The 26,336-nt window shown below is 60.6% G+C and carries 22 protein-coding genes; 15 read left to right on the top strand and 7 right to left on the bottom strand.

The features are described 5' to 3' along the window. Position 1: 1 nt before the first annotated feature. Positions 2 to 2,596, bottom strand: a complete 2,595-nt coding sequence (locus tag KFE13_RS09485; RefSeq protein WP_260702866.1) for a DUF3536 domain-containing protein — start codon at positions 2,594 to 2,596, stop codon at positions 2 to 4. 225 nt (positions 2,597 to 2,821) lie between these two features. After that, positions 2,822 to 3,541 (bottom strand): DNA-3-methyladenine glycosylase family protein, encoded by a 720-nt coding sequence (locus KFE13_RS09480; protein WP_260702865.1) that lies wholly within the window; start codon positions 3,539 to 3,541, stop codon positions 2,822 to 2,824. A gap of 488 nt (positions 3,542 to 4,029) precedes the next feature. Here KFE13_RS09480 and KFE13_RS09475 point away from each other — a divergent pair, with 488 nt between their 5' ends. The 12 genes from KFE13_RS09475 (at position 4,030) to KFE13_RS09420 (ending at position 17,579) form a co-directional block, all read left to right on the top strand. Further along, positions 4,030 to 4,806, top strand: a complete 777-nt coding sequence (locus KFE13_RS09475) for a cytochrome c3 family protein (protein ID WP_260702864.1) — start codon at positions 4,030 to 4,032, stop codon at positions 4,804 to 4,806. Between the two features lie 44 nt (positions 4,807 to 4,850). Continuing rightward, positions 4,851 to 8,045, top strand: coding sequence for a TAT-variant-translocated molybdopterin oxidoreductase (locus tag KFE13_RS09470; RefSeq protein ID WP_260702863.1), 3,195 nt, complete (start codon positions 4,851 to 4,853; stop codon positions 8,043 to 8,045). Then, on the top strand, positions 8,046 to 9,476 hold the full coding sequence (gene nrfD / locus KFE13_RS09465) for an NrfD/PsrC family molybdoenzyme membrane anchor subunit (protein WP_260702862.1): 1,431 nt from the start codon (positions 8,046 to 8,048) through the stop codon (positions 9,474 to 9,476). Then, positions 9,476 to 10,018, top strand: a complete 543-nt coding sequence (locus KFE13_RS09460; protein WP_260702861.1) for a DUF3341 domain-containing protein — start codon at positions 9,476 to 9,478, stop codon at positions 10,016 to 10,018. Before nrfD ends, KFE13_RS09460 begins: the two co-directional genes overlap by 1 nt. A gap of 82 nt (positions 10,019 to 10,100) precedes the next feature. Beyond that, complete coding sequence (locus KFE13_RS09455; protein ID WP_260702860.1) at positions 10,101 to 10,787, top strand: c-type cytochrome; 687 nt, start codon at positions 10,101 to 10,103, stop codon at positions 10,785 to 10,787. 34 nt (positions 10,788 to 10,821) lie between these two features. After that, positions 10,822 to 12,153, top strand: a complete 1,332-nt coding sequence (locus KFE13_RS09450) for a hypothetical protein (protein ID WP_260702859.1) — start codon at positions 10,822 to 10,824, stop codon at positions 12,151 to 12,153. Continuing rightward, the gene (locus KFE13_RS09445; RefSeq protein ID WP_260702858.1) at positions 12,143 to 12,814 is read left to right on the top strand and encodes a hypothetical protein; all 672 of its coding nucleotides are present in this window, start codon (positions 12,143 to 12,145) and stop codon (positions 12,812 to 12,814) included. Before KFE13_RS09450 ends, KFE13_RS09445 begins: the two co-directional genes overlap by 11 nt. A gap of 22 nt (positions 12,815 to 12,836) precedes the next feature. Further along, positions 12,837 to 13,742: an SCO family protein gene (locus KFE13_RS09440; RefSeq protein ID WP_260702857.1), complete on the top strand. Its 906-nt coding sequence runs from the start codon at positions 12,837 to 12,839 to the stop codon at positions 13,740 to 13,742. A 9-nt stretch (positions 13,743 to 13,751) separates the two neighbouring features. Further along, positions 13,752 to 14,798, top strand: a complete 1,047-nt coding sequence (coxB, locus tag KFE13_RS09435) for a cytochrome c oxidase subunit II (RefSeq protein ID WP_260702856.1) — start codon at positions 13,752 to 13,754, stop codon at positions 14,796 to 14,798. Beyond that, complete coding sequence (locus tag KFE13_RS09430) at positions 14,795 to 16,468, top strand: cytochrome c oxidase subunit I (protein WP_260702855.1); 1,674 nt, start codon at positions 14,795 to 14,797, stop codon at positions 16,466 to 16,468. Before coxB ends, KFE13_RS09430 begins: the two co-directional genes overlap by 4 nt. Then, entirely contained in the window at positions 16,461 to 17,219 is a 759-nt protein-coding gene (locus KFE13_RS09425) for a cytochrome c oxidase subunit 3 family protein (RefSeq protein ID WP_260702854.1), read from the top strand. The genes KFE13_RS09430 and KFE13_RS09425 overlap by 8 nt, the downstream gene beginning before the upstream one ends. A gap of 21 nt (positions 17,220 to 17,240) precedes the next feature. Beyond that, entirely contained in the window at positions 17,241 to 17,579 is a 339-nt protein-coding gene (locus KFE13_RS09420; RefSeq protein ID WP_260702853.1) for a cytochrome C oxidase subunit IV family protein, read from the top strand. Between the two features lie 60 nt (positions 17,580 to 17,639). Here the strand turns inward: KFE13_RS09420 and KFE13_RS09415 are convergent, their stop codons facing one another. Together KFE13_RS09415 and KFE13_RS09410 are read right to left on the bottom strand one after the other, a co-directional pair. Continuing rightward, the gene (locus tag KFE13_RS09415) at positions 17,640 to 18,731 is read right to left on the bottom strand and encodes a serine hydrolase domain-containing protein (protein ID WP_260702852.1); all 1,092 of its coding nucleotides are present in this window, start codon (positions 18,729 to 18,731) and stop codon (positions 17,640 to 17,642) included. An 11-nt stretch (positions 18,732 to 18,742) separates the two neighbouring features. Next, positions 18,743 to 20,854 (bottom strand): phospholipid carrier-dependent glycosyltransferase, encoded by a 2,112-nt coding sequence (locus KFE13_RS09410; RefSeq protein ID WP_260702851.1) that lies wholly within the window; start codon positions 20,852 to 20,854, stop codon positions 18,743 to 18,745. 125 nt (positions 20,855 to 20,979) lie between these two features. Between KFE13_RS09410 and KFE13_RS09405 the strand changes: the two genes are divergently transcribed. Continuing rightward, positions 20,980 to 22,089 (top strand): Rieske 2Fe-2S domain-containing protein, encoded by a 1,110-nt coding sequence (locus KFE13_RS09405; protein ID WP_260702850.1) that lies wholly within the window; start codon positions 20,980 to 20,982, stop codon positions 22,087 to 22,089. Positions 22,090 to 22,461: 372 nt separating this feature from the next. On the opposite strand, the gene KFE13_RS09400 is transcribed toward KFE13_RS09405, so the two are convergent. Further along, positions 22,462 to 22,758, bottom strand: coding sequence for a DUF202 domain-containing protein (locus tag KFE13_RS09400; protein WP_260702849.1), 297 nt, complete (start codon positions 22,756 to 22,758; stop codon positions 22,462 to 22,464). A 394-nt stretch (positions 22,759 to 23,152) separates the two neighbouring features. Between KFE13_RS09400 and KFE13_RS09395 the strand changes: the two genes are divergently transcribed. Together KFE13_RS09395 and KFE13_RS09390 are read left to right on the top strand one after the other, a co-directional pair. Then, complete coding sequence (locus tag KFE13_RS09395) at positions 23,153 to 23,527, top strand: ExbD/TolR family protein (RefSeq protein ID WP_260702848.1); 375 nt, start codon at positions 23,153 to 23,155, stop codon at positions 23,525 to 23,527. Positions 23,528 to 23,661: 134 nt separating this feature from the next. Next, entirely contained in the window at positions 23,662 to 24,261 is a 600-nt protein-coding gene (locus tag KFE13_RS09390) for an SMI1/KNR4 family protein (RefSeq protein ID WP_260702847.1), read from the top strand. Positions 24,262 to 24,359: 98 nt separating this feature from the next. Here KFE13_RS09390 and KFE13_RS09385 read toward each other — a convergent pair whose 3' ends face one another. Both KFE13_RS09385 and KFE13_RS09380 read right to left on the bottom strand, forming a co-directional pair. Continuing rightward, positions 24,360 to 25,613 (bottom strand): cation:proton antiporter domain-containing protein, encoded by a 1,254-nt coding sequence (locus KFE13_RS09385; RefSeq protein WP_260702846.1) that lies wholly within the window; start codon positions 25,611 to 25,613, stop codon positions 24,360 to 24,362. Then, positions 25,610 to 26,125, bottom strand: a complete 516-nt coding sequence (locus KFE13_RS09380) for a hypothetical protein (protein ID WP_260702845.1) — start codon at positions 26,123 to 26,125, stop codon at positions 25,610 to 25,612. The genes KFE13_RS09385 and KFE13_RS09380 overlap by 4 nt, the downstream gene beginning before the upstream one ends. Between the last annotated feature and the right edge of the window lie 211 nt (positions 26,126 to 26,336).

The following is a 26,336-nucleotide window of genomic DNA, read 5'->3' as shown; positions in this document are numbered from 1 at the left end:
GCTAGAAGGCGCTGACGCCTTCTTCGGTCACGAGCTGGTCGACCTTGATGTTCATGGCTTCGCCGAGCTTGCGGAAGTCTTCGCGCCACTCCTCGGTCCAATAGGTTTTGTCGCTGCGGCGCAGCAGATCGTTCCAGATGTTTTGCGCGCCCCACAGGTTGACCTCGAAGGGAGCTTTGCGGAGCGTTTCGGCAACGGTGAGCGCGTTCTGGAGCGCTCCGGTGGCCGAGGGGTCGCCTGCGGCTGCGGCTTCGAGGCGCACCATGGCGCGTTTCATGCGCTGGCTGGAGGTGTAGCTGAGCTGCTGGCCGTCGAGCGTGATGCGTTCGGTTTCTGCGCGCTGCAGCAACGAGACGACGTACTCGGAGTCGAAGGGGTCGGCCTCAATGGCCTTGCGCAAAGCAGCATTGATGGCGAAGTTGGCGGCCAGCTCCAGTGCGGGCGGCGGCGAGATGCCGGTATCGGTGAGGAAGTCGAGCAGCGAGGCGTGGTCCTCGTAGATTTTGCGGAGAGAGTCGCCCATCTCATGGATGGTCTGGTTGAGGATGATCTCGAGGATGCGGCGCTGCTCGTCGGCGAAGAGCGACAACAGAGAATAGCCTGCCGGTGCGGGCGCGGACTCTGCGTCGTGCGCGGCGTCGCCGTTGCGGAAGTTGCGGTCGATTAGCCGTATGACTTCGGGAAGGTTGGCGCGGCGCATCGCGAGCCCGACGTCCTTCGAAAAAGTGTTGAAGCGCTTAACCTGCTCGGCGTCGGTGGGGTCGTAGCGGTGGACTGCGGCGGAGAGGTTCTGGTCGCCGAGGTGCAGGACGGAGTAACAGATTTCTTCTGTCTCCTCGGTGATGCGCGAGTGAATGCGTGCGCTGCCCAGAGCAATGCGTCCGCGGCCGGAGTTGTAGACCTCGTGGCTGGCGCGGTGGACGTTGTAGCAGAACAATTCGCCATCTTCGGGATAGGGCCGGAAGATGGAGCTGATGGCGTAGTGCGCGCCCACCTGCTCGAGGCCGATCTTCATGCCGGTGACGAAGCGCCGGTAGACTTCGGCTCCGCTGCCGATTTCAGCGATGTTGCTTGGCGCGTTAGCGAGAATGGCGAGGAACTTGTCTTCGAGATCGGCAGCGGGTGCGCCGAAGAGCTTCTGCGCCAGCTGGAGCACGCGGCCAGCGTAGGCGATGACCTGCACTGTCTCGATGCCCGATACTTCGTCGAAGAACCACCCGCAGGAGGTGTACATCAGCTGCGTGTGGCGCTGCAGCTCCATCAGCTCGAGCGCCATGATCCGTTCGGCGGGTGAGAGCGGGTGCGCCTGATGCGCGGCGAAGAAGGCATCGGTGTTTCCCGCGCGGTTGAGGATGACGGAGATGTATGCATCGCGCGCGACCCAGAGATCTTTGAAGAGCGGCTTGGCGAGCTCTTCGGAGAGAGGCGCCGTTGCATCACGGAGCATGTCGAGAGCCTGACGCAGCGGGGCACGCCACTGCTGGTTCCAGCCAGGGTGGCCGCCCGAGTTGCAGCCGCAGTCGGAGCGCCAGCGCTCGACGCCGTGTGCGCAGCTCCACGAGGTGTCGTTGACGATCTCGGCCTCCCACTGTGGTGGGAATTTCGCGAGGAACTCGCCATAGTTGGTCAGCCGGGCCTGCTGATTCTGCTCCAGCCAGTACATTGCGTAGGAGAGTGCCATCTCTCCGTGCTTGTGATGATGGCCGTAGCTTTCGCCGTCGGTTGCCACGTGGGAGAGCTGCGCCGCAGCCGGCTCGCCTTCAGGAGCGGCGGGAAAGGCATCGACTAGTCGCCTGGCGAAGTTTTCGCCGCTGTTCAGCAGGCCTTCGAAGGCAATCGCACGCGAAGCGGGGCCGTTGTAGAAGAAGACAGCGATCGAGCGGCCTTCGTCGAGCTGAACGAGATAAGGACGCGTCGTGTCGACAGAGGCGTCCGGCGTCTCGATCCACTTGGCTGCCGCTTCGACTTCGGCAGACGTGGGGAGCGGGCGCACGTGGGCGCATTGGCTTGGCGCGAGGATGGTGAACTTGATGCCCTCCTGCGCCATGAGGTCGAGCACCCAGCGGGCGGCGGCGGTTTCGGCCAGCCACATGCCCTCGGGGCGGCGGCCAAAGCGGTGCTCGAAGTCGGCGATGCCCCAGCGGATTTGAGTGAGGGCGTCGCGTCGCGAGGCCAGCGGCATGATGATGTGGTTGTAGACCTGCGCGATGGCCGAGCCGTGGCCGGAGTGACGCTCGGCGGAGGCGTGGTCGGCGTCGAGGATCATGCGATACGCACGGGGAGCATTGTCGGCCAGCCAACTTAGCAGCGTTGGGCCGAAGTTGAAGCTCATCCGCGAGTAGTTGTTCATGATGCGGATGATCTTGTTTTCGCGGTCGGTGATGCGGGAGGCGCCGTTTGGTGCGTAGCACTCGGCGGTGATGCGGTCGTTCCAGTCGTGGTACGGGGCGGCGGACTCCTGCAGCTCGACGGTCTCGAGCCAGGGATTCTCGCGCGGCGGCTGGTAGAAATGTCCGTGAATACAGACGTAGCGCTCGGGGGTGGCCGGCGTAGGGGAGGAAGCTGCGGGCCTGACGGCTTGTTTGGACTTTGCCATGTTGTCTGTTAGAGGTTATCGCGTTGCAAGGGGTTGGGTAGAGTCCGGGTCACGATCCACTAAGCCTAAGGTTCATTCCAGGATTGCATTACGAAAATTCAGAGACAATGCAGGATTGCCAGATTCGTTGCAATCCCAGGTGGATGAAAACTTCACTGCAGGCAGAAGGATCAAGAAGACGACCGTCGGCTATCGATCGATGCTTCTGTTGATATAGATGAGCTGCTACTGGCCGGGAAGTACGAGAGTTTTGCCGTTGGCGAGGTCGCAGGCGCGCCACATGTACCAGCTTGCGATGGAGCGCCACGGAACCCACTTCTTTCCGCGGCGGTGCATGGTTTCGGCGTTGGGGAGATCGGATGGCTCGACTTTTTTGGTCGGTTTCAAGCCCTGGAAGGTGAGAGCGAAGCCTTTGCGGATGCCGTAGTCGGAGACGGGGAAGATGTCGGGTCGTCCAAGGCGGAACATCAAGAGCATCTCGACGGTCCAGCGACCGATACCGCGCACCTGGGTGAGGTGATCGATGATGTCTTCGTCGGACATCTTGCGAATGATCGCAAGCGTGGGCACGGTGCCGTCGATGGTCTTAGCGGCGAGATCGCGCAGGGCGAGCATCTTGTTCTTCGAGAGGCCGGCGGCGCGGAGCTGTTCGTTGGGGCAATCGAGCAGATGCTGTGCCGAGGGATGGACGCCGACGCCGCAGATTTCGTGGAAGCTCTCCAGCATGCGGCGGTGGATCGTGGCTGCGGCCTTGCCATGAAGCTGCTGGTAGACGATGGCCTCGGTCAGGGCCTCGAAGGGAGATTGTGTGCTGGCGACGCGGAGGGTGAATGGACCGGCGCGCTCGATGAGCTTGCCCAGCTTCGGGTCGGCGGCGGAGAGCTCTGCGATGGCGCGCGCAGAGTCGTAGCGCGGCGGACGTGGGCTCGAGAAGGTGCGCGGCATGAAGAAAACGGTATCAGAGCGTCAGCGGCAAACGATGTCTTCGGCGCTCTTCTATTGAGAGTTGGTGACAGATGGTGTCAGCAGAGTTGCATTTTTTACCTGCTGTAAATCGGACTGAATCACTCTTGATTTACAAGGGCGATACCTTTCGGGCAGGGTAGATGTTGTGGTGTGCTGACCCTCGTTTGCGCAGATGCACGAGATGTTGTGCAGACTGTTTCGGCGGGCGTCTTCCAGTGTTTCGATAATCGGATGTTGTAGTTGAAAAAACGGTTGCGAGTATCGGTCAGTGGGTGAGGAATGCTATTTCCCGCTGCTATACTCAGAAATCCAGAGAGATTAAAAACTCAGGCTGAAGTGTGAAAGCGGAGGCCTGAAACGCCGATAGGCGCATTGATCGGCGTAAGACAGGAATTACCAACCCTTGAACTCCTTCTCGACCTGTTAGACGGACGCCAGGCGAATCAGAGAGGAAGCAGGAAGCATTCATGGCGCAAGTTTTTGACCGCAGTTCGAACGCGCTGGCTCGGATGAGCCTGGTATTGGCGGGCCTGATCGTCATCGCGCTCGGCGTAGCCCTGAACCAACTGCAGCGCTCCCCGTGGGTGACCAAGCAGGGCCAGCGCCCGGACCAGCCGATCCCCTTCAGCCACAAGCACCACGTTGAGGGTGTGGGTCTGCAGTGCCAGTACTGTCATGTGCAGGTGGAGAAGGCCGGCTATGCCGGTATTCCTCCGACCAAGACCTGTATGAACTGCCACGCGCAGATCTGGACGAACGCCGAGTATCTTGAGCCGGTGCGTCAGAGCTGGGCGACGGGCGCGTCGATCCAGTGGATCCGCGTTCACGACCTTCCGGACTTCGTGTACTTCAATCACGATATTCACGTGAATAAGGGCATCGGCTGCGCCAGCTGTCACGGACGCGTCGACGAGATGCCGCTGATGTATCAGCAGAACACGCTGCAGATGGAGTGGTGCCTGAACTGCCACCGCAATCCCGCTGTGAACCTGCGTCCGACCTCTGAGATTTACAACATGGCATGGGCTGGCCCCTCGACGACGAAGCCGGTCGTCTGCACCAGCACGAACAAGGGTGGACCCACCGCGCAGAACGTAAGCTGCGAGGTGGCGACCGAAGAGGCCGCGGTTCCCGCCGGTTATACCAAGTTCACCAGCCAGATTGAGCTGGGCAAGTACCTGACGGCGCAGTATCACATTCGTACTCCGAATGAGCTGTCGAGCTGCGAGACGTGCCACCGATGAAGGCGACCGTCACCACAAAGACTGGGATAGGAACAGAAGAAACGATGGCTGAGACAAAGTCACTGGCGGAAGAAAAGGCGCAGGTCGTCACGGAGATTGCTCCGGCGAAGATGACGCTGGCCGAGGTTCGCGAGAAGCTGGACGGCAAGACCGGCAAGCGCTTCTGGAAGAACCTCGATGAGCTGTCGGACTCTCCGGCGTTCCAGCAGTTGATGCGGGAGGAATTCCCCCGTCAGCATGGTGCAGGCGAGTGGGTCGATGCTGTCTCGCGGCGCGGCTTTATGAAGGTGATGGGCGCAAGCTTCGCGCTGGCCGGGTTGGCCGGTTGCACCAAGCAGCCCGACGAGCCGATCTTCCCCTACGTCAAGCAGCCCGAGGACCTGGTCCTGGGCAAGCCGATGTACTTTGCCACGACGTTCCCGTTCCCAACGGGCGCGATTCCGGTTCTGATCAAGTCGGACTCCTTCCGCCCGATCAAGGTGGACGGCAACCCCGAGCACCCGATGTCGAAAGGCAAGTCGGATGCGCTGACGCAGGCGACGCTGCTGGATATGTACGATCCGGACCGCTCGCAGCACGTGCGCTATCGCGGCCAGACGTCGAGCTTCGGCGCGTTCCAGGAGGCCTTCATTGCTGCGGCGAAGAAGAGCTCTGGCGGCAAGGGTCTCTACTTCCTGAGCGAGACGATCACCTCGCCGACCCTGGCGGAGCAGTGGAAGCAGGTGCAGGCGAAGTATCCTTCGGCGAAGCTGGTGCAGTGGGAGCCGGTGAACCAGGACTCGTCGCGCGCGGCCTCGAAGGCGGCCTTCGGCAGCTACGCCGACGCGCAGTACAGGCTTGAAGACGCCGATGTGATCCTTGCGCTCGACGCCGACTTCCTGGGCGGCATTGCGCATCCGGGCTTCCTGCCTCTGGCGGCGGCTTACGGCGAGCGTCATCGCTACGAAGAGGGCAAGAAGATGAACCGCCTGTACGCGGTTGAGTCGATGCCCACGGTGACGGGACTTCGCGCCGAGCATCGCCTTGCGCTGAAGCCGAGCCAGATTGCGGCCTTCGCCGATGCGCTGGTCTTCGGTACGGCTCCCGCGGGCCTGACCCCGGAGCAGACGAAGTTCTTCAATGCATTGCTGGAAGATCTGAAGAAGAACTCGGGCCGCGCGGTTGTTATTCCGGGCGAACAGGCTCCTGCCTCGGTTCACGCTGCCGCCTACGCGATCAACACACTGATTGGCGCAGTGGGCAAGACGGTTGTTTACACCGAGACGGTGAACCCGCTGCCGAGCGAGCAGGTTGCGGACTTCAAGTCGCTGGTCGCCGACATGAATGCGGGCAAGGTGGAGTGGCTGGTGATCCTGGGTGTCAACCCGATCTATTCGGCTCCCGCTGACCTGAACTTCAAGGACGCGTTCGATAAGGTGCCGACGGTCGTTCATCTCGGCACGCACGTGGATGAGACGGGCGTGATCTCCCACTGGCACATCAACAAGGCGCACTACCTCGAGAGCTGGTCGGATGCGCGTGCCTACGACGGCACGATCTCGATCATTCAGCCGATGATCGATCCGATGTACGGCGGCAAGAGCGCGCACGACATCTTCCAGACCCTGCTCGATAACTCGCAGGCGACGGCATATGACGCTGTGGTGGCCAATGCCAAGAATTACATCAAGGGCGACTTTGCCGCGGGCTGGCGCAAGGCGTTGCACGATGGCTGGGTCGAGGGGACGGCGTTCACGCCGAAGGCCGGCGTCCCGGCTCGCGTGACTTCGTTTGCCGCTCCCAAGGGCTCGTCGTCGGGCTATGAGCTGGCATTCCGCCCCGATCCTTCGCTCTACGATGGCCGGTTTGCCAACGTGGGCTGGATGCAGGAGCTGCCCAAGCAGGTGACGAACCTGAGCTGGGATAACGCCGCGCTGGTCAGCATTGCGACGATGGCCGAGCTGAAGGCCGAAGAGACGGAGCTGATCGAGCTGGAGCTGAATGGCCGCAAGGTAAAGGCTCCGATCCTCATGGTTCCCGGACATCCGGATGGTGTAATCACGGTGCACCTGGGATTTGGCCGGAATGCTGAGGCGGGCCGCGTGGGAAGTGGCGTTGGCTTCGATGCCTATACGCTGCGCTCCTCGGACGCGCCGCTGGTAGCTACAGGCGCAACAGCCAAGAAGGTGGACGGCAGCTTCTACGATCTGTGCGTCACCAAGGTGCACTCGACGGAGCACCGCGGCGCGTTTGCGCAGCATGACCTGGAGCACCCGCAGTACGACACGGAGGGGACTTACTCGCTCGAAGGCCATGAGGCGATGGAGCGGTCGATCATCCGCTATGCCACGGTCGAAGAGGCAGAGAAGAATCCGAAGTTCGCCGAAGAGGGCGCCAGCGGCACATTCGTCAACAAGGTTGGATACGGTCCGCAGGGTGAGAATCCGGCGCACGGCGATCCTGGCTGGGACGCGCAGAAGCATGTCGATCTCAGCATGTTCCCGGATGCTTGGGACTATAAGAAGACCGATCCTTCGAGCCTGAAGATTCAGAACGCATGGGGCATGTCGATTGACATGAACTCCTGCATCGGCTGCAACGCCTGCGTGGTGAGCTGCTATGCGGAGAACAATATCCCGGTCGTCGGCCGCGAGCAGGTGAAGGTCGGACGCAACATGCAGTGGATTCGCATCGATACCTACTTCGAGGGCGACCTGCATGCCCCGAAGGCTCACTTCCAGCCGATGGCCTGCCAGCACTGCGAGAACGCGGGTTGCGAGCAGGTCTGCCCGGTCGGCGCGACGGTGCATACGCCGGAAGGCTTGAACGTGATGGTCTATAACCGCTGCGTGGGTACGAGGTACTGCTCGAACAATTGCCCGTACAAGGTGCGCCGGTTCAACTTCCTGCTGTACTCGGACTACGACACCGAGAGCCTCAAGTTCATGCGCAATCCTGACGTCTCGGTCCGTTCGCGCGGCGTCATGGAAAAGTGCACGTACTGCGTGCAGCGCATCGTTGCGGCCAAGATTGTGGCCGACAAGGAGAACCGCGAGGTTCGCGACGGCGATATCGTGACGGCTTGCCAGCAGGCCTGCCCGACCGATGCGATCGTCTTCGGCAATATCAACGACAAGGACAGCAGGGTCGCGAAGCGCAAGGCCGAGGAACGCGACTACGCTGTGCTGGGCGATCTGAACTACCGTCCGCGCACAACCTACACGGCTGGCGTCATCAACCCGAATCCGGAGCTGGCATAAATGGCGACGAAAGTACCCATCAACGACCCGATGATCGATCCGCGGACCGGCGAGTACGCGGTCATCGCCCCGGGCCACAACTTCAAGTCGGTGACGCAGAAGATCGCCGGGCTGGTGTTGACGTCGAACACCCCGCTGGGCTGGTTCTTCGGCCTGATGGTGGCTGGAGGCGTGGCGTCGCTGGTTGTGATCGCGGTGACCTGGCTGTTCCTGAAGGGCGTCGGCATCTGGGGTATCACGATGCCCGGAGCCTGGGGCTTCGCCATCATCAACTTTGTGTGGTGGATCGGTATCGGCCACGCCGGAACGCTGATCTCGGCCATCCTGCTGCTCTTCAAGCAGACGTGGCGTAACTCGATCAACCGCTTCGCTGAGGCGATGACGATCTTCGCCGTGGTCTGCGCCGGCATGTTCCCGCTGCTGCACGTTGGTCGTCCGTGGCTGGGGTACTGGCTGTTCCCGTACCCGAACACGATGAACATCTGGCCGCAGTTCCGTTCGCCTCTGGCGTGGGACGTCTTCGCGGTCTCGACCTACGCGACGATCTCGGTGGTCTTCTGGTACATCGGCATGATCCCGGACTTCGGCACGCTGCGTGATCGTGCAACGCTGCCGCTGGCCCGCTACTTCTACGGCATCCTGTCGCTCGGCTGGCGCGGTTCGACCCGCCACTGGATCCGTTATGAGACGGCCTCGCTGCTGCTGGCCGGACTTTCGACACCTCTGGTGCTCTCAGTACATACGGTCATCAGCTTCGACTTCGCGGTGGCGGCCCTGGCGGGATGGCATACGACCATCTTCCCGCCCTACTTCGTCGCCGGCGCTGTGTACTCGGGCTTCGCGATGGTGCTTACGCTCGCGATTCCGATCCGCAAGTGGTACCACATGGAAGACCTGGTCACGCTGCGCCATCTGGACAACATGGCGAAGGTGATGTTGGCCACCGGCTCGATCGTGGCCTACGGCTACGGCATGGAAGTCTTCATGAGCTGGTACTCGGCCAGCCACTGGGAATTCTTCATGATGTGGAACCGCATGTTCGGCCCGATGTGGTGGGGCTACTGGATGCTGATCCTGACGAACATCGCGATCCCGCTGACCACATTGTGGTCGCGCAAGCTGCGTGTGAACGTCGGCTATCTGTTCGTGCTCTCGTTCATTGTGAACATCGGTATGTGGTTCGAGCGCTTCGTCATCGTCGTGACCTCGCTCTACCGCGAGTACCTGCCGTCGAGCTGGGGCACCTACGTTGCGACCAAGTGGGACTACATGCTCTTCATTGGAACCTGGGGCCTGTTTACCTGCCTGTTCCTGCTGTTCGTGCGCTTCCTCCCGATGATTCCGATGTCGGAAATCAGGATGATGCTGCCGCAGACAAAGATTACGCGTGGCGGCCCGACCGCTGAGACCGTAAGCGAGGAGATGAGCTAATGCCGCGCAGAGAAGGAATCTACGGACTGATCGCGGAGTTCAACACTCCCAGTGAGCTGGTGTATGCGACGGAGCAGGCACGTGCTGCAGGCTATCGCCGCATGGAATGCTACACGCCGTATCCGGTGGAGGAAGCAGCGGAAGCGCTGCACTTCCACAAGAACCGTGTTCCTCTGGTCTGCCTGCTGGGCGGCCTGATGGGTGTGACCACGGCGTACCTGATGGAGACCTGGATTGCGGTCTGGGCCTATCCGCTGAACATTGCGGGCCGTCCTCTGTTCTCGTGGCCTGCGTTCATCATTCCGGCGTACGAGTGGACCATTCTGTTTGCCGGACTTTCCGCGGGCTTCGGCATGATCGCGCTCAATGGGCTCCCGCAGCTCTATCATCCGCTGTTCAATGCGCCGAACTTCCGCAACGGCGCGACGACCGACAAGTTCTTCCTGTGCCTGGAGGCGACGGACCCGAAGTTCTCGCTGACTGAGACGCGGACGTTTCTAGAGCAGTTCCACGCAGTCTCGGTGGTGGAGGTGGACCATTAATACCCGGCACACACACGCGAGACTGGTAGCGCTTGCCGCAGCGACGCTTGCCCTTGGGGCGACCGTAGGCTGTCGGCAGGATATGCATGACCAGCCGAAGTTCTTTCCGCAGCGTGGAACGACGTTTTACGCCGATGGACGCTCGGTGCGTCCGCAGGTAGCCAATACGGTGGCCCGCAATCAGGGACACCCCGACTCCTACTTCGCGACCGGTCTGGTCGACGGCAAGGAAGGCGACGGACTCCCGTTCGCTGTAACCGCTGAGGTGCTGGCGCGCGGACAGGAGCGCTACAACATTTACTGCACGCCCTGCCACTCACGCGTTGGCAATGGTGAAGGTATGGCAGTGCAGCGCGGCTACACGAAGGCCGGCGACTTCCACACCGCGCGTCTGCGCTCGGCTCCGCTCGGCCACTTCTTTCACGTGATTACGAACGGCTACGGAGCGATGCCGGACTACGCTGCACAAGTGGCCCCGGCCGACCGCTGGGCGATTGCAGCTTACATCCGCGCGTTGCAGTTGAGCCAGCATGCGCAGACGGCCGATGTTCCTGCCGGTCAGCACGTGCAGCCGCTCAAGGCGATTGCCGAGAGCGAGGGCCTGCCGGCTGCGTTCGCCGAGGACATCAAGCTCCCGGCAACGGCAGTGACCGGGACCCCGACGGGTGAGTCTTTTGTTCTTCCGGCAGCGGGCGGAACATCCACATCCAACGCTCCGGCTGAAAAGCCGGCGGCGAAGCCAACAACCACTGGAGCAGCACAGCAGTAGTCTCGGAAGCTTCCGAATGAAGGCCTGAAAAAGCATGTCACACGGACACGAACATCACGGAGAAGGACACGGTCACGGACCGCGGGTTCTTCCTGCATCGCTTGCGGCGCCCGAGGAGGCCATCAAGGCCTGGCGGATGCGCCTGCTCGTCGTCGGTGCGCTCGCCGCTATCGTCTCGCTGGTTGCGTTCTCGTGGAGTCACGAGGGCCGCAACCATCTCCTGCGCGCCTACCTGATGGGATTCATGATCTCCTTCGGCTTTGCCGGCGGCGGACTGGCCATGCTGATGCTGCAGTATGTCTCGGGCGGTAAGTGGGGCCTGCTGCTGCGCCGTCCTCTGGAGGCGGCTTCGCGCACTCTGTGGCTGGTGGCAGCCATGGTGATCCCGGTCCTGGCCCTCATGAAGCACCTTTATCAATGGGCGGCTTTCCCGGACAAGGCTGCAACGGCAGCTGCTTATGCCAAGGGCCTGATGACGCAGGAGCAGATGCTGACGGCCAATGCCAAGCACGCCATGCTCAGCCCGACAGCGGCGATCGTGCAGGTGGTCGTTGTCTTCGGCATTCTGCTGGCGATCATGACACTTCTCAACCGCTGGTCGCTGCAGCGCGATGCCGACCCGGCCGCGGGCACGCAGGCAAGCTTCGACTACTGGCGCATCAAGACGGAGAACCTCTCCGGCATCGGCATCCTGATCTATGTCATCCTCATGACCGATCTCGCGATCCTGCTGATCAAGTCGCTGGACGTAACCTGGTACTCGTCGATCTACGGTCTGCAGTTCCTCGTCGGCCAGGGGTATCAGACGCTGGCGCTCGGCATTCTCATCTCGATCCTGCTTTCGCGCTATGAGCCGTTCAAGACGCTGCTACGCACGACCGAGCAGCACGATCTGGGCAAGTTCGCTTTCGCCTTCACGATGCTGAACATCTATCTCTGCTTCGCGGAGTTCCTGATCATCTGGTCGGGCAACGTTCCGGACGAGATTCCGTGGTATCTGGCGCGTATCCACGGCGGCTGGTGGGTGATCTGCTCGCTGGACTTCATCTGCCACTGGCTGATTCCGTTTACCCTGCTGCTGTCGCGCGACCTGAAGCGCAACAAGAGCAAGATGATCGCGCTGACCTGCTGGATGATCTTTGCGCGCTGCCTCGACATGTTCTGGCTGATCGAGCCGAACTTCAAAGATGCTGCAGCAAATCTGCACATCACCAACAACATTGGAATCCTTGCGTACATCACCGTTCCGGTGGCCGTGCTTTCAGTGTGGGGAGCGTACTACCTCACCGAGTTGATGAAGCGTCCTCTGGTCAACGTGAACGACCCGCACCTGGAAGAGATGCTGGAGCCCGAACATGCCCACTAACGAAGAACACAACAACCACGGTCATCACTACACCCCTGGTCACTCCGAGGACGCGCCGGGCTATGAGATCACCGACGTCAATGTCAGTGGCGTTATGGTCTTCCTCTCGGGCCTGGTCGGCTTCCTGGTGGTCTTCTTCGTCTTCTGCTTTGTCATGGGTAAGGTGATCAACGGCGCCCTGATCAAGTCCGACGGTCCGGTCACCAAGTGGAACGAGCTTGCCGGTGTGAAGACGACGCGCGAGCGCGAGAACCTGGCCAGCAATCCCGATCAGCAGCAGCGTGTTTTGCAGCAGCTGACGAAGACCTTTCCGGAGCCGCGCGTCGATCTCGACGACGGCAACCAGCAGACGGCTGACCTGCATGCTCGCGAAGATCTGATGCTGGATTACTACTCGAGCACGCCGGGACAGGATGCAATCCGCATTCCCATCGACCGTGCGATGGAGTTGATTGCGCAGCGCGGGCTTCCGGTACATACGGAGACTGCCAGCACTGGAGCTTTGATGATTGGCGAGACGGCTCCGCATGTACAGGCTCCGCTCACCAATGGATTTGCACGCACGGGCTATGAGCAGGAAGTCATCGAGGCGCGCCGCCAGAAGATGGACTTCAACCGTGCTGAGAACGCAGAGCACGCACAGCTGAATACAGCGAAGTAACGCAGAGAACCGAGAGCGAACGATGAGCAGATGGTGGACAACACGGACGGTGGGACGGGCGGCAACGGCGCTCGGCTGCACGCTGCTGTGTGCCTCCAGCGTGTTGGCTCAGGTCGCGGGCTACGGCGACAAACAGCAGGGCGAAAACCGCGGCGACGAGCTGCCGCAGGTGCTGCAGCGTGTCGGCGTGACGCAGAAGCTGAATCAGCCGCTTCCGCTGGATGCTCAGTTTGTCGACGAGAGCGGCAAGACGGTCAAGCTCGGCGACTACTTCGGCAAGCACCCGGCGATTCTGACATTGGTGTACTTCACCTGCCCGATGCTGTGCTCGGAGGAGCTGGACGGTCTGACGGGCGCGCTGGAGATGGTGAAGCTTACTCCGGGCAAGGATTTCGACGTCATCGTCGTTTCAATCGATCCGAACGATACGCCCGAGGCGGCTGCGAAGAAGAAGGAGTTCTACCTGAAGCGTTACGGCAAGCCGGAGACGGCTGCCGGGTGGCACTTCCTGACGGGCCAGCGTCCGTCGATCGATCAGGTGACCGACGCGGTTGGATTCGGGTATGTGCGCGTGCCAGGACCGGACGGCAAGTTGACGCAGTATGCGCATGCCAGCTCGATCGAGGTCGTGACGACCGACGGCAAGCTGGCTCAGTACTATCTCGGCGTGGAGTACTCGCCGAAGGACATTTTGCTGGGGCTGGTTGAGGCCTCGGACAACAAGATTGGGTCGCCGGTCGCCAACATTCTGACCTACTGCTATCACTACGATCCGCAGGCAAACAAGCACTCGCTGGTGATTGCCCGTGTAGTGCAGCTGGGCGGTATGGTCACCATGGCGGGGCTGGGAGGTTTCATCTTCCTGATGTTCCGCAAGGACCTCAAGCTGGGACGCGACCACGATTTGACGAAGAAAGAGAATGGATAAAGGGTAACGATGCAGATCAGTCCTGTACTGTGGCAATTTCTGGTGAAGTGGCTTCACTCCTCGGCGCTGTTCCCGAGCGAGGCGTCGACGATCGCGCCATACACCGACGCGCTCTACTTCTTCCTTCTGCTGATTACGGTCGTCGGCCTGGTGCTGGTGGGCACGCTCGTCTTCGGTTTCTCCATCCGCTACCGCAGGGCTCGCAACCCGGTCGCCACGCAGGTCGAGGGCTCGACGCTGCTGGAAGCGACGTGGACCATTATTCCGCTGGCGCTCTTCCTTATCTGCTTCGTCTGGGGCGCGCTGCTCTACTTCCGTATCTACAATCCTCCTGCTAACGCGATGAACATCTACGTGGTGGGCAAGCAGTGGATGTGGAAGGCCGAGCATCCGGGCGGCCAGCACGAGATCAACGCGCTGCATGTTCCTACCGGCCAGCCGGTACAGCTGACGATGATTTCGCAGGACGTCTTCCACAGCTTCTCGATCCCGGACTTCCGCGTGAAGCGTGAGGTCATTCCAGGACGCTATTCGACGGTATGGTTTGAGGCGACGACGCCCGGCACGTACCACATCTTCTGCACGCAGTATTGCGGCACCAAGCACTCAGGCATGATCGGCGAAGTTACGGTGCTGACGCCTGATGAATATAAGAAGTGGACCGAGGGTTCGACCAGCGGCATGTCGCTGGCGCAGAACGGCGAGCGGTTGTTCGCTTCCATGGGCTGCAACTCCTGCCATAACGGCGAGGCTACTGCGCGCGGCCCGAATCTGGCGGGAGTCTACGGTTCGAAACTGCGGCTGGCCAACGGCTCCGAGGTTCTCGTCAACGATGCTTATCTTCGTGACGCTATTCTGAATCCGTCACAGCACATTACTGCGGGCTACGCGCCCATCATGCCCACCTACCAGGGGCAGATCAGCGAAGAGGGGCTAATCGATCTGGTGGAGTATCTGAAGTCCCTCAAGACCAACTACCGTGTTCAGCAGACGCTGACCACATCGGAGTCGAATAACCAGGCGGCTCCCGCAACCCCAGAGGTGGTGAAGCCATGAGCGCAACCAGTTCAACCATCGTCAACCTGCCTGACCAGAGAACGGCCACGCTTCCGAAGAAGAACTACATCAATGCGGAAGACGGCCTGCTGAGCTGGCTGCTGACAGGCGATCACAAACGCATCGCGATCCTGTACCTGATCTCGATCACGTTCTTCTTCTTCATCGGCGGACTCTTTGCGGGTCTGATTCGGCTGGAGTTGTTGACGCCGCAGCCCGACCTGGTTGCTTCGGACACCTACAACAAGCTCTTCACGATGCACGGTATCGTGATGATCTTCTTGTTCCTGGTGCCCTCGGTTCCGGCGACCATCGGCAACTTCCTGATCCCGATTATGATCGGCGCCAAGGATCTCGCGTTCCCGAAGATCAACCTGCTGAGCTGGTACCTCTACATGGCTGGCGCGGCGTTCACGATGGCCGCTCTGGTGCTCGGCGGCGTCGATACCGGCTGGACCTTTACCACGCCGCTTTCGACGCACTACCTGAACACACATGTGGTGACGGCCGGACTTGGCGTCTTCATCATAGGGTTCTCGTCGATCTTTACCGGGCTGAACTTTATCGTCACCATTCACCGCATGCGTGCGCCGGGCATGACGTGGTTCCGCCTGCCGCTCTTTGTGTGGTCGAACTATGCGGCCTCAATTCTGATGGTGCTCGGAACCCCGGTGTTGGCGATCACGCTGGTCCTTGTCGTGCTGGAGCGCACGATCCATATCGGCGTCTTCGACCCGACGCTGGGCGGCGATCCGTTGCTCTTCCAGCATCTGTTCTGGTTCTACTCGCACCCGGCCGTATACATCATGATTCTTCCGGGTATGGGCGTGATCTCGGAGATCATGTCGACGTTCAGCCGTAAGCGTGTCTTCGGTTATTCGGCCGTGGCGTTCTCCTCGGTGGCAATCGCGCTGTTCGGCTTCTTCGTCTGGGCGCACCACATGTTCATCATGGGCGTGTCGAACTATTCGGCGCTGGTGTTCTCACTGCTGACCATGCTCGTCGCCGTGCCTTCGGCCATCAAGGTCTTCAACTGGTCGTTCACGATGCAGAAGGGCTCGATCACCTTTGAGACTCCGATGCTGTATGCGCTGGCCTTCATCGGCCTGTTCACGATCGGCGGATTGACGGGCGTCTTCCTCGGCTCGCTCGGTATGGACATCCACCTCACCGAGACCTACTTCATCGTCGCGCACTTCCACTACGTCATGGTGGGCGGCATGTTGATGGCCTTCCTGGGCGGCGTCCACTTCTGGTGGCCGAAGATGACAGGTCGCATGTATCCGGAGTCGCTGTCGAAGCTGTCGGCTGTAACCAGCTTCATCGGCTTCAACCTGACCTTCATGCCGCAGTTCATCCTCGGCTATCTGGGCATGCCGCGCCGCTATCATTCGTACCCGGCGGAGTACCAGGTGCTGAACGTACTTTCGACCGCAGGCGCAACGGTGCTCGGCATCGGCTTCCTGCTGCCTCTGATCTATCTGGCATGGTCGTTGAAGTACGGCGAGATCGCGGGCAACAACCCCTGGCAGGCGACCGGCCTTGAGTGGCAGATCCAGTCGCCGCCGCTGACCGAGAATTTCACCGAGACCCCCGTGATCGATTACGAGGCATACGACTACGAGTGGCTCGCTCACAAGACTGCACAAGAGGTGACGACCGTTGGATAACACGATCGTAGCGACGCACGATACGCACGCAGACGAGCACCACCACTCGCTGCCGCAGCTCCGCCATCATTTTGAGACGGAGGAGCAGCAGCGCGAGGCCGGAACCTTCGGCATGTGGCTGTTCCTGCTGACGGAAATCATGTTCTTCGGCGGGCTGTTCTTCGCCTACCTGCTCTATCGCAACTGGTACAACCCGGCATTCGTCGCCGCGTCGAACCAGCTCTCGATTCCGCTGGGCACGATCAACACGGCAGTGCTGATCAGCTCAGGCTTCTTTATGGCGCTTGGTGTGTGGGCAGCCGAGGTTCGCAAGAAAGGGATGCTGGTGGCGATGCTTCTGCTCACCACGCTCTTCGGCCTGATCTTCCTTGGCGTGAAGTACTTCGAGTACAAGGAAAAGTGGGAGAAGCACCACATCCCCGGCGCAAGCTTCGATATCTCGGAGTTCGTCAATCCTCCTATCGATGCGAAGACGGGCAAGCCGGTCGAGGAGCCTCTGTCTCCCGACATGGCGCAGAAGACGCAGGTCTTCTTCTCGCTCTACTTCGCCATGACAGGCATGCACGCGCTGCACATGATCATCGGTATCGTCCTGCTGGGCTGGCTCACATGGCGAGCGCAAAGAGGAGAGTTCACGGAAGGGTACGTCGCGCCGATAGAAAACTTCGGCCTGTACTGGCACTTCGTCGATATTGTGTGGATCTTCCTGTTCCCGCTACTTTATCTCATCAACCGGCACCCAGGCTCGTAGAGGCCACGTAAGGAGAAGCTTATGTCGAACCAGTTCCATGATCCGGCAAACGTGACCAACCCCGAGCACGCGGACCATCACATTATCGGGCCGGGTGTTTACCTTGCCGTGTACATTACGCTGTTGATCTTCACCGGTATTACGGTGGGCGCGGCGTTTGTCGATCTGCACATTCTCAACCCGATCATCGCGGTCGCCATCGCCTGCATCAAGGCGGTGATCGTGATCCTGTTCTTCATGCACGTCTACTATCAGTCGAAGCTGATCAAGCTGACGGTTGCCGCCGGCTTCTTCACCTTCCTGATCCTGATTACCATGACGCTGAGCGACTACATGAGCCGCGCGTGGGGTCTCTGGTAGACCAGCCAAAATTTGTTTCAAACGATCATGCGGCCTGCGGGCCGCATCTTTTTTTGCCGGTTAGTTTACGGCAGCCAGCAGTCTTAGCAGGATGGACTGCGATCGCCGCTGGCCCCACGGTTTTCCGTAAGCGCTTGAGGTGATGGCAACCACCATATGCAAAGACGGCACGATATAGATCTTGTTGCCTCCATTTCCGGATGCAAAATGGACTGTAATTTTGCTGCCCTTTATGGACTCGGCCTTGGTGTACCACATGTAGCCATAGCTGTCGGCGTAGGAATCGCTCTGCGAGATGGATACCAGGCTGGCGAGACTGTTCGCGATCCAATCGTGGCTGAGTACACGATGGTCTCCGACGATACCGTTGTTGAGTACGAGTTCTCCAATGGCGGCGGCATCCCGCGCCGTTATTTCGAGATTTCCCTGACCTGTTGTCCGATTTACAGGGACGTGTCGCCATCGGAATTCGTGGATGCCAAGCGGAGCAAACAGGTTCTGCTTCGCAAAACTATCCAATGACTGTCCTGTAGCGTTCTCGACAATCGCGCCGGCGAGGAAGGCATTCAATGAGCAGTAAAGATACATCTCTCCTGGCGGCCGAACGACCGGAACCGCGTATGCGGTCTTTATCCAGTCGGTGGAGTCATCCAGCTTGTCTTCATTGCCGGGAGTAGAAGGATCTTCGTCGTTTGCGTCCAGTCCGGAGCGCATCGTCAATAGGTCCTGTATGCGTATCTCTTTCTTGTCGTGCGGCAGATCGTGCAGATAGAAAGCAATCGGATCGTTAACGCTACGGATATTTTTTGCGATAGCGATGCCCATCAGAAGTGACGTGATGCTCTTCGTCGCGGAGCGGATGTCATGGAGCGTCGCGGCCGAATCGCCGTTGAAATAGTGCTCACTGATCAGTTTTCCATCGCGAACGACCACGATGCCCTTCAAATCATGATGCGGTTCCAGCTCCATTTCCTTGTAGAGGGTTTGGATGGCAACTTTATCGATGCTTGCTTCCTGCGATGGGCTCGCCGTCCAGCGAATACCGTTGGGCTCATCCGCCGCAAGAACTGCGGCATCAATCGGCGTGGTGCGAACTGCATCACCCACCAGGAACAATGCGGCCACGCAAAGCAGAGAAGGTTTCCGGAACATGTTTTCCTGTCTCAGTATGGATTCGGATGGTTGCTGATGATCTCTTTGCCGCCGCTTTGCAGGATCAGGTACGTTTTGCCGGGAAGTTGGGGCAGCGGCTGGGTCAGGTCCTGCCATAGAAAGATGCGGTGGATGTCGCTCCATTTCAGGCGGAGCGATGTGGTGTCCTCAAAGATTGGCGGCGCGTCGGGGAAGAAGCTGCCGTACCAGAGGTTTGAGCTGCGGCCTTCGAAGATGTGGATGTCGTTGCGCTTCAGATAGAAGCCCAGCGTGCTGCCTGCCTCGTATTCGCCGTGGATGATGATGATGTCGTCGGGCTTCAGCGTGGGAGCGATGGCGTCGGCAAGCTGTTTTGACGTCAGCACGGGCGAGAAGATCTGCAGGCCGAGATGTGCTGCCAGCAGAAAGCCAAAAGCTCCTGCGGTAAGCCACAGATTTGCGGCGTGCGGTTTGTAGTTCCTGCGCAGCAGCCATGCGGCCAGCGTTCCGCCAAAGAGCGAGATTGCTGTAAGAATGAGCGGTTGACGAAACGCTCCCATTGCGCGCGCGTTCAGGTCAAGGAAGTGACCGAAGGAGAGCGCGTAGTCGCCTGGATTCTGCTGCAGCAGCGTGGCGAGATCTGTGTTTGGTTCGGGCGTCTGCGTGTGCATCACGAAGAACAGAGCCGCAATGGCTGCCAGCGAGCCAAAGGCGAGCAGCACGATTGCGATGCGCTGGCCAGCGAGCACGAGCTTCTCCGGGATCGCGAAGCTCTCCGCTTCATCGGCCTCGGCAGTCAGCCATGCGGCGATCAGCAGCATCAGCGCAGGCAGCGCGGGCAGCACATAGTATTCCTGCCGCGTCGAGAGCGAAAAGAAGAGCAGCGGAAAAGCGGCCCAGATGCCGAGCAACAGCAGCGTGCGCTCTTCAGGTGCGAGGAAGACTTCCTGCTTCTCCGGATTGAGGCGGCGTTGCAGCCATGTCCATCGCGCGAAGAGCGGCGAGGCGGCGAGCGTGGCGCGGGCCTCGATGCGTGAGACGGCGTTGATGACGAAAGCACTCCACGGCATCAGCCACACCAGTACGAGTCCCCAGAAGAGCGCAAGCGATACGGTGTCGTAATCGCGCGGGACGCGGAGGTTGAGATAGCGCAGCAGGTGCTCGTTGACGAAGTAGAACCATGTCCAGCCGTGAACGTTGCCGTCGGTCGGCTGCGGTATGTTCCAGTGGCCGTGCGCGAAGGTGATGCTTCCGGGGTTTCCCTGCGACGGGTTCGCGAGGCCGATCAGGATGTGCCAGGGCGCGGCGATGGCGAGGAAGATCGCCGCGCTGGTGAAGGGATGGCAACGCAGGATGCGTGCGATGGCGCCGCGAAATCCGCGGGTAAGGATGAGGTAGATGGCGACGATTCCGATGGGGAAGACGATGCCGATGAGTCCCTTGGTGAGGACGTTGAGGGCGCAGCAGGCGGCGAAGCCGAAGCAGGGCCAGCGGCTCGGTGGAAGCTCGAGAGGTTGCGGTAGCGAAGCGGATCCGTCCACTCCGCTTCGCTTTGGTCGGCACGGCACGATGGTGGCTTTGGCGGAGTCATGTTGTTCCTGCTCGGTGAGCCAGAAGCAGAGGATGGCGAGCGTCAGCCAGAGACAGACCATCGCGTCGGGGATGGTGATGCGCGTGAAGATGAAGATGCCGAAGCTCGAGAGCAGGATCAGTCCGGCGTAGAGTCCGGCGCGCAGGCCGGTTTTGTCTGTCTCGCTGTTTTTGCTGACGCTGAAGGCGCGACGTGCGAAGAACTCCAGTGCCAGCGCCAGCGCGAGCACGGTGAGGGCGAGTGGAAAGCGTGCCGCTCCGGTGCCGACGCCGAAGACCTTCATGCTGGCGGCCATCGACCAGTAGAGGACGGGCGCCTTTTCGAGGTAACGGATGCCGTTCGCGTAGAGCGTCGTCCAGTCGTGGCGCAACAGCATCTCGCGCGAGACCTCTGCGTGAACCGAGTCGGCATCGTCGAGCAGCGGTGGCGTCATGAGCGCGAAGCTCGCGTAGAAAAAGAGCCACAGCAGCGTGAGGATCAGACGGTTGCGGCGTACAGGTGTGATCTCGACGGGCACGATTTCAGTGTATGGTGCGTCTGTGGTTTCCTCCATTTGTTTGCGAGCTGCTGCGAGCAGTGGTGAAATGCGGGGGTTCCTCGGCTACGCGCTTTCAGCGCTGCGCTCGGAATGACACCTTCTCACTCGGGATGGAGGTTTATCGTAGACTCAGACTGCTGATGCGTGATCTGGTTCAACTTGATGTACAGGCTGCGGGGCCTCCGGCGGAGCTGATCTTCGGCGACTGGTATCCGGCGCTGCGCTCCGCTGAGTTGCGCGTGGGCAAGATGACGACTGCGCTGCTGCTTGGCGTTCCGCTGGTGCTGGGGCGCAAGAAGGACGGGCGGTTGTTTGCGATGCGCGATCTGTGTCCGCATCGCGGGATTCCGCTTTCTGCGGGTTGGTTCGATGGCGAGCACGTGCAGTGCAAGTATCACGGCTGGAAGTTCGAACCGTGTTCGGGGCAGTGTGCGGAGATTCCTTCGCTGACCTCGCACGATTCGCTGGAGCCGGGCAAGATTTATGCCGGCGCGTATCCGTGTGAGGAGCGCGACGGGTTTGCGTGGGTGTATCTGCCGGAGGCTGGTACGGGACGCGCGCTGGGCGAGCTGCCTCCGGTGCCGGAGCTGCCGAAGTTTTCGGATAAGTACCGCTCGGCGCATCTGATGGCCGAGCTGCCTTGCAATGTCGACCACGGCATCATCGGGTTGATGGACCCGGCGCACGGGCCCTTTGTGCACCAGGCGTGGTGGTGGCGCTCGCGTGGGAGCATCCACGAGAAGACGAAGCACTTCGAGCCGATCGAGGACCGCGAGCATATGGGGCGCAATGCAGGGTTCAGAATGTCGTCGCATGCGCCGAGCAAGAATTCGGCTCCTTATAAATTGCTGGGCGTGTACGGCGAAGACGTGACGACGACGATTGATTTTGTGCTGCCGAACCGGCGCTACGAGACGATTCGCGCGGGGAAGAAGTGGTTCGCGAGTTTGACGACGGTGACTCCGGTGACTGCTTCAACGTGCCGGATCGATGTGATTGCGGCGTGGAACGTTTTTTATCACGTTCCGTTTGTGACTCCGGTGGCGAGGTTCTTCGGCGCGAAGTTTGTGGCGCAGGACCAGCAGACGATGGTGCAGCAGGCGCAGGGACTGCGGTTCCATCCGGGGTTGATGCTGATCGACGATGCGGACAAGCCAGCGAAGTGGTACTTCGCCCTGAAGCAGGCGAGGCTGAAGGGGACGGGAGAGCATCCGCTTCCCGGGCCGGTGACTCTGCACTGGAGGAGTTAGGAACCCCCCTCCCCCCTCATATGTTTTTGTAAAGGCTCTGTTTTGTTTGTCTTGTGCGATTTGCACAGGGCAAAATATTGAAAGCAGGGGAGTTAATCCTAAAAATATTGATTTATAACGAGTTAGCCCCGGTCTTTTTGGACCGGGGCTTTTTGTTTGCTGATTTAAGTGTAGCGAAGTGGAGGAAACTAATCGGCAGATTTTTGTAGGTTTATTTGCTTTGGAATGAAGGAGTTGTGATTTTGTGGGGCTTGACAGGCGTTTTCGCTCCAGTTCGCTTGGGGCGTTCTGTGCTTCGGGCTTCGCTCGATAGCTCAAGGCACGATTCTGCCGAGGTGAGATGGGGATAGCGCATGTTCTGCCCGGGTTGGTTTAGCGGAGAGCCAGGAGGTAGGCGGCCATGGCGGCCCCGAGTACGGCGAGAAGGGCGGCGAGGACGACTCCGGTGCGGGAGATGCGGCCTGGAATCCAGGTGCCCTGGCTGAGCTGGCGGATGATCTGGGAGTAGCGCCAGGAGGCGATGATGTTGACGACGACGCCGAGGGCAATGAGGGCGACTCCGGCGATAGGTGAGCCCCAGGCGCTGTGATTGAGGACGTGGGGGCCCTGGGTGGCCTGCATCTGGCGGAGGAAGAGGGCGAAGCGGGCGATGGCGAAGCCGAAGGCCATGAGCGCGACGCCGGTCCTGATCCAGGCGAGCAGGGTGCGCTCGGCGGCGAAGTAGACGCGGGGGTCCTGTTCGGCAGGGCTGGGCATGGGCGAGTCTGATTATAGATGGGGTGTGTGCGTGGTCTCTTCCATACCCTTATCGCCCCAGCTATATGGCGAGCGCAGGGCACTGCCGTCGAAACGGCATGTTTAATCGATTTTTCACGGTAGGCTGAAAGCAATATCCATTGAGCCCGGAGGGGTTGTTTCGAGGCGCTTTTAGCGGGGTTAAACGGCAGCCGGTGAGTCTTTACGGCGATTCTGTCCTGATATCTTGAAGCGAACGCTCCATCAGGAGGGAGACGTGCCGTTTATACAACACAGATCTCTCGTTTGGATTGCAGTTGTAGCCGCGATGTTTCCTGTTGCCGGATGTCACACGAAGGCGGCTGCACCTCAACCGCCGATGATTGCCGCGTCTGCATCAGCGGATACGTCGCATACGACGGCTGTTTCAGCTGGTGAGACGGCCGCCCCAGAGACGCGCATCGTGCTTACGATTTATCGCGATCAACGAATCTTCCTTGGGGGCAACGCTGTGAATCTTGCCGATCTGCCGCAACTGTTGCGTCAGAGCAGCACCGATCCAGCGAACCAGGCCGTCACGCTGCGCGCCGATGAGCACGTGCCCTTTGGAGCCGTTACATCGGTGATGAATGCGGCGAAGCAGGCAGGCATGATGGACATCAAGTTGGAGGCGCTGCCGGTCCAGAACGGTTCTGCGAAATAGGTAGGCCGGGACAGCTTCCCTGTTGATCAAAGCGCCGGAAAGCAGATGCTAGAATCGCCGCGAAAAGCCAGAAATTGCGACAAGCTGGAGACCGCTTTCGCTTCAAGTCGAGTTCATCGTTTTGAGGAGGGGGAATGAGTGTTGCCAGCGCCGCAGGGCGTTTATTTGATCTTCTCACTGCACAAGGGACACAGTTTACGCAGTATCTGCGGCCGGGCCTTACGCCGGAGCAGATCAGGGAGATTGCGGCCCCGGTGGAACATCCGTTGCCGCCTGAGGTAGTCGAATTTTATCGGCACTATGATCTGCCGAAGGGTTATTTCTATAACCCGGATCAGCCGACGTTCTACGGCATCTATTGGCTGCTCGGCCTTGAGGATGCTGTGGCGTCGTGGCAGGAGCGTCGGTCATACGACTTTCTGGATGCACGGGAACACGAGTGGTTCCCGTTTATCGAGGAAGACGGCAACAACTACCTTGTCGATATGGTGGCTACGCCTGAGGGACAACATCCGATCGTCAGGACATTTCATGGTCTGGAGCCGCATGTTGAGTTTGCGAATCTGACTGCGATGTTCGACACCTTTTATGCCTGGGTGAGCGAAGATGTGGTTCCGGTGGAATCCGGGCATGTTGCGGGCGATTACGAAGGCGACAAGAAACGCGTGGCGGAGATTGCTGTGCGGCTAAATCCCGGTGTCGCTTACTGGACTTCGCGCCTGGCGCAGCTTTAGTCGGCTCCAAGGATGTTCGAGGGGGAGTTTACGGCTCCGTGGTGAGTCTTTGCTCAGTGACGGGCATGTTGATTCGCAGGGGAGGGATGTGTAGCGCATCAGGCGGCGCGGGTCTGGTGGAGGGTTTCTTCGCGTTGGGGGATGCGGAGGAGGTTGAGGATGGGTGTGGTCATCATGGTGGTGACGAGAGCCATGACGACGAGCATGGAGAAGAGCGCGGGGGAGAAGATTCCGGCGTTGAAGGCGATGTTGAGGACGATGAGCTCGACGAGGCCGCGGGTGTTGAGGAGGGCTCCGAGGGCGAGGGCGTTGCGCCAGGATTCGCCGGTGAGGCGGGAGGCGAGTGCGGCTCCTCCCATTTTGCCGAGGATGGCGACGGCGAGGATGAGGGCGGTCCAGAGCCAGGTGCGGGGTTCGGCGAGCAGGTCGAGGCGGGTGCGCATGCCGGTGAGGGCGAAGAAGAAGGGCAGCAGCAGGACGGAGACGACGATGTCGAGGCGGGAGCGAAGGCTGGACTGCCAGTGGGAGATGCGGGGAAAGCAGAGTCCGGCGAGGAAGGCTCCGAAGAGCGGATGGACGCCGATGGCGTCGGTGGCGGCGGCGGAGGCGAGTGTGATGACGAGGGTGATGCCGAGCAGCTGGTAGGAGAGGCCGATGCTGTTGTGGCGCGCGATGAATCGGGTGGCGAGGCGCGCGGCGATGGGGCGGACGATGCCGACCATGATGGCGATGTAGAGGACGAGCCAGAGGAGTCTTGCGCTGACGCCGATGGTGTGGCCGGTGTGCGGGATGAGGGTGAGGGCGACGGCGAGGAGTGTCCATGCAGCGACGTCGTCGAGCGCGGCGCAGATGAGGGCGGTGGCGCCGAGGGGTGTGGACTGCATGCGACGTTCTTCGAGGATGCGGGCGAGGACGGGAAATGCCGTGATGCTGAGCGAGACGCCGAGGAAGAGGGTGAACGGGAGCCGGGCGACTCCGGCGGGTGCGAAGCGGGATTGCAGCAGCGGCGCGATCAACGCGGCCATGGCGAAGGGCAGCAGGATGCTGAGGGAGCTGGCGAGCGAGGCGGTGTGGCGGGAGCGGCGGAGGCTGGCGTCGTCGAGGTCGGTGCCGATGAGGAAGAGAAAGAGGATGAGTCCGACGGTACTGAGGGTGTCGAAGGGTGCGAGCGAGGATGGAGGGAAGAGGATGGCGGCGGTGTGCGGAGCGAGGCGTCCGAGGACGGAGGGGCCGAGGAGGATGCCGCCGATGATTTCGCCGACGACGCGGGACTGGCCGAGGCGGCGGGCGATCCAGCCGCAGGTGAGGGTGGTGAGGAGGACGACGGCCATCTGGAGGAGTAGGAGGGTCACGGGTGCGCTCCGGCTGGGGCGGTGCGACGGCGGCGGGCGTTGAGGAAGAGGACGATCTCGGTGACGAGGAGGATGGAGCCGGGGAGGAGGAGGCGGGTGCCGAGCATGGAGGGCCAGAGGAAGCGGAAGTCGACGCTCCAGTCGGTGAGGAAGAGGGTGAGTCCGCCGAAGAAGAGGAGGAAGGCTGCCCAGCGGCGGAAGCGTGGGGAGATGTCGGTGTTGTCGCGGTAGCCGGGGCCGCGGAGGTCACGGATGGGCGCTCCGATGAAGCCGTTGTGGTCGTAGATGCGGCAGCAGAGGGTGGGGTGGGCGGCGATGTGCTGGGTGGCGTAGTGCTCGGCTTCGGAGAGGGTGGGGAAGAGGAGGCAGAAGGGCTGGGTGTCTTTCGTGTGCTGCGTGTTTTGGGGCAGGGTGGAGAGGTGGACGGCGTACTCGCCGGGAGCCATGCGCTCGTTCCAGGTGGAAGGGCTTGCGGTGGGATCGTAGAGCGGGAGTGTGCGGGGTTGGGCCACTTCTAAAGTATAGAGAGTGAGCGTGGAAGTCAGAGAGCGTGTCTATTCAGAGAGCGTGTCTGTGTTGTCTGTCCCGCAGTTGCGTGTCCTGCAAAATCCGTCCATGTCTTTCGGGATGCAGGGGGGCCGTGGATTCTGGAGATTATCGGGTTTATGCCTGCGTATCTTCGAAATTAATGGAGTTCAGGTTGTTGTGACTATCGGGTCTGCT

Source organism: Edaphobacter flagellatus (assembly GCF_025264665.1).
In the GTDB taxonomy this organism is placed as follows: domain Bacteria; phylum Acidobacteriota; class Terriglobia; order Terriglobales; family Acidobacteriaceae; genus Edaphobacter; species Edaphobacter flagellatus.
Note: the sequence above shows the minus strand (reverse complement) of the source record. Positions and strands in the feature narration are given on the sequence as shown.

Excerpts from the sequence above, each read along its gene's own strand:
- KFE13_RS09485 (WP_260702866.1), bottom strand. The coding sequence starts at position 2,596 with ATGGCAAAGTCCAAACAAGCCGTCAGGCCCGCAGCTTCCTCCCCTACG.
- KFE13_RS09480 (WP_260702865.1), bottom strand. The coding sequence starts at position 3,541 with ATGCCGCGCACCTTCTCGAGCCCACGTCCGCCGCGCTACGACTCTGCG.
- KFE13_RS09475 (WP_260702864.1), top strand. The coding sequence starts at position 4,030 with ATGGCGCAAGTTTTTGACCGCAGTTCGAACGCGCTGGCTCGGATGAGC.
- KFE13_RS09470 (WP_260702863.1), top strand. The coding sequence starts at position 4,851 with ATGGCTGAGACAAAGTCACTGGCGGAAGAAAAGGCGCAGGTCGTCACG.
- nrfD (WP_260702862.1), top strand. The coding sequence starts at position 8,046 with ATGGCGACGAAAGTACCCATCAACGACCCGATGATCGATCCGCGGACC.
- KFE13_RS09460 (WP_260702861.1), top strand. The coding sequence starts at position 9,476 with ATGCCGCGCAGAGAAGGAATCTACGGACTGATCGCGGAGTTCAACACT.
- KFE13_RS09455 (WP_260702860.1), top strand. The coding sequence starts at position 10,101 with ATGCATGACCAGCCGAAGTTCTTTCCGCAGCGTGGAACGACGTTTTAC.
- KFE13_RS09450 (WP_260702859.1), top strand. The coding sequence starts at position 10,822 with ATGTCACACGGACACGAACATCACGGAGAAGGACACGGTCACGGACCG.
- KFE13_RS09445 (WP_260702858.1), top strand. The coding sequence starts at position 12,143 with ATGCCCACTAACGAAGAACACAACAACCACGGTCATCACTACACCCCT.
- KFE13_RS09440 (WP_260702857.1), top strand. The coding sequence starts at position 12,837 with ATGAGCAGATGGTGGACAACACGGACGGTGGGACGGGCGGCAACGGCG.
- coxB (WP_260702856.1), top strand. The coding sequence starts at position 13,752 with ATGCAGATCAGTCCTGTACTGTGGCAATTTCTGGTGAAGTGGCTTCAC.
- KFE13_RS09430 (WP_260702855.1), top strand. The coding sequence starts at position 14,795 with ATGAGCGCAACCAGTTCAACCATCGTCAACCTGCCTGACCAGAGAACG.
- KFE13_RS09420 (WP_260702853.1), top strand. The coding sequence starts at position 17,241 with ATGTCGAACCAGTTCCATGATCCGGCAAACGTGACCAACCCCGAGCAC.
- KFE13_RS09415 (WP_260702852.1), bottom strand. The coding sequence starts at position 18,731 with ATGTTCCGGAAACCTTCTCTGCTTTGCGTGGCCGCATTGTTCCTGGTG.
- KFE13_RS09410 (WP_260702851.1), bottom strand. The coding sequence starts at position 20,854 with ATGGAGGAAACCACAGACGCACCATACACTGAAATCGTGCCCGTCGAG.
- KFE13_RS09405 (WP_260702850.1), top strand. The coding sequence starts at position 20,980 with ATGCGTGATCTGGTTCAACTTGATGTACAGGCTGCGGGGCCTCCGGCG.
- KFE13_RS09400 (WP_260702849.1), bottom strand. The coding sequence starts at position 22,758 with ATGGCCTTCGGCTTCGCCATCGCCCGCTTCGCCCTCTTCCTCCGCCAG.
- KFE13_RS09395 (WP_260702848.1), top strand. The coding sequence starts at position 23,153 with ATGTTTCCTGTTGCCGGATGTCACACGAAGGCGGCTGCACCTCAACCG.
- KFE13_RS09390 (WP_260702847.1), top strand. The coding sequence starts at position 23,662 with ATGAGTGTTGCCAGCGCCGCAGGGCGTTTATTTGATCTTCTCACTGCA.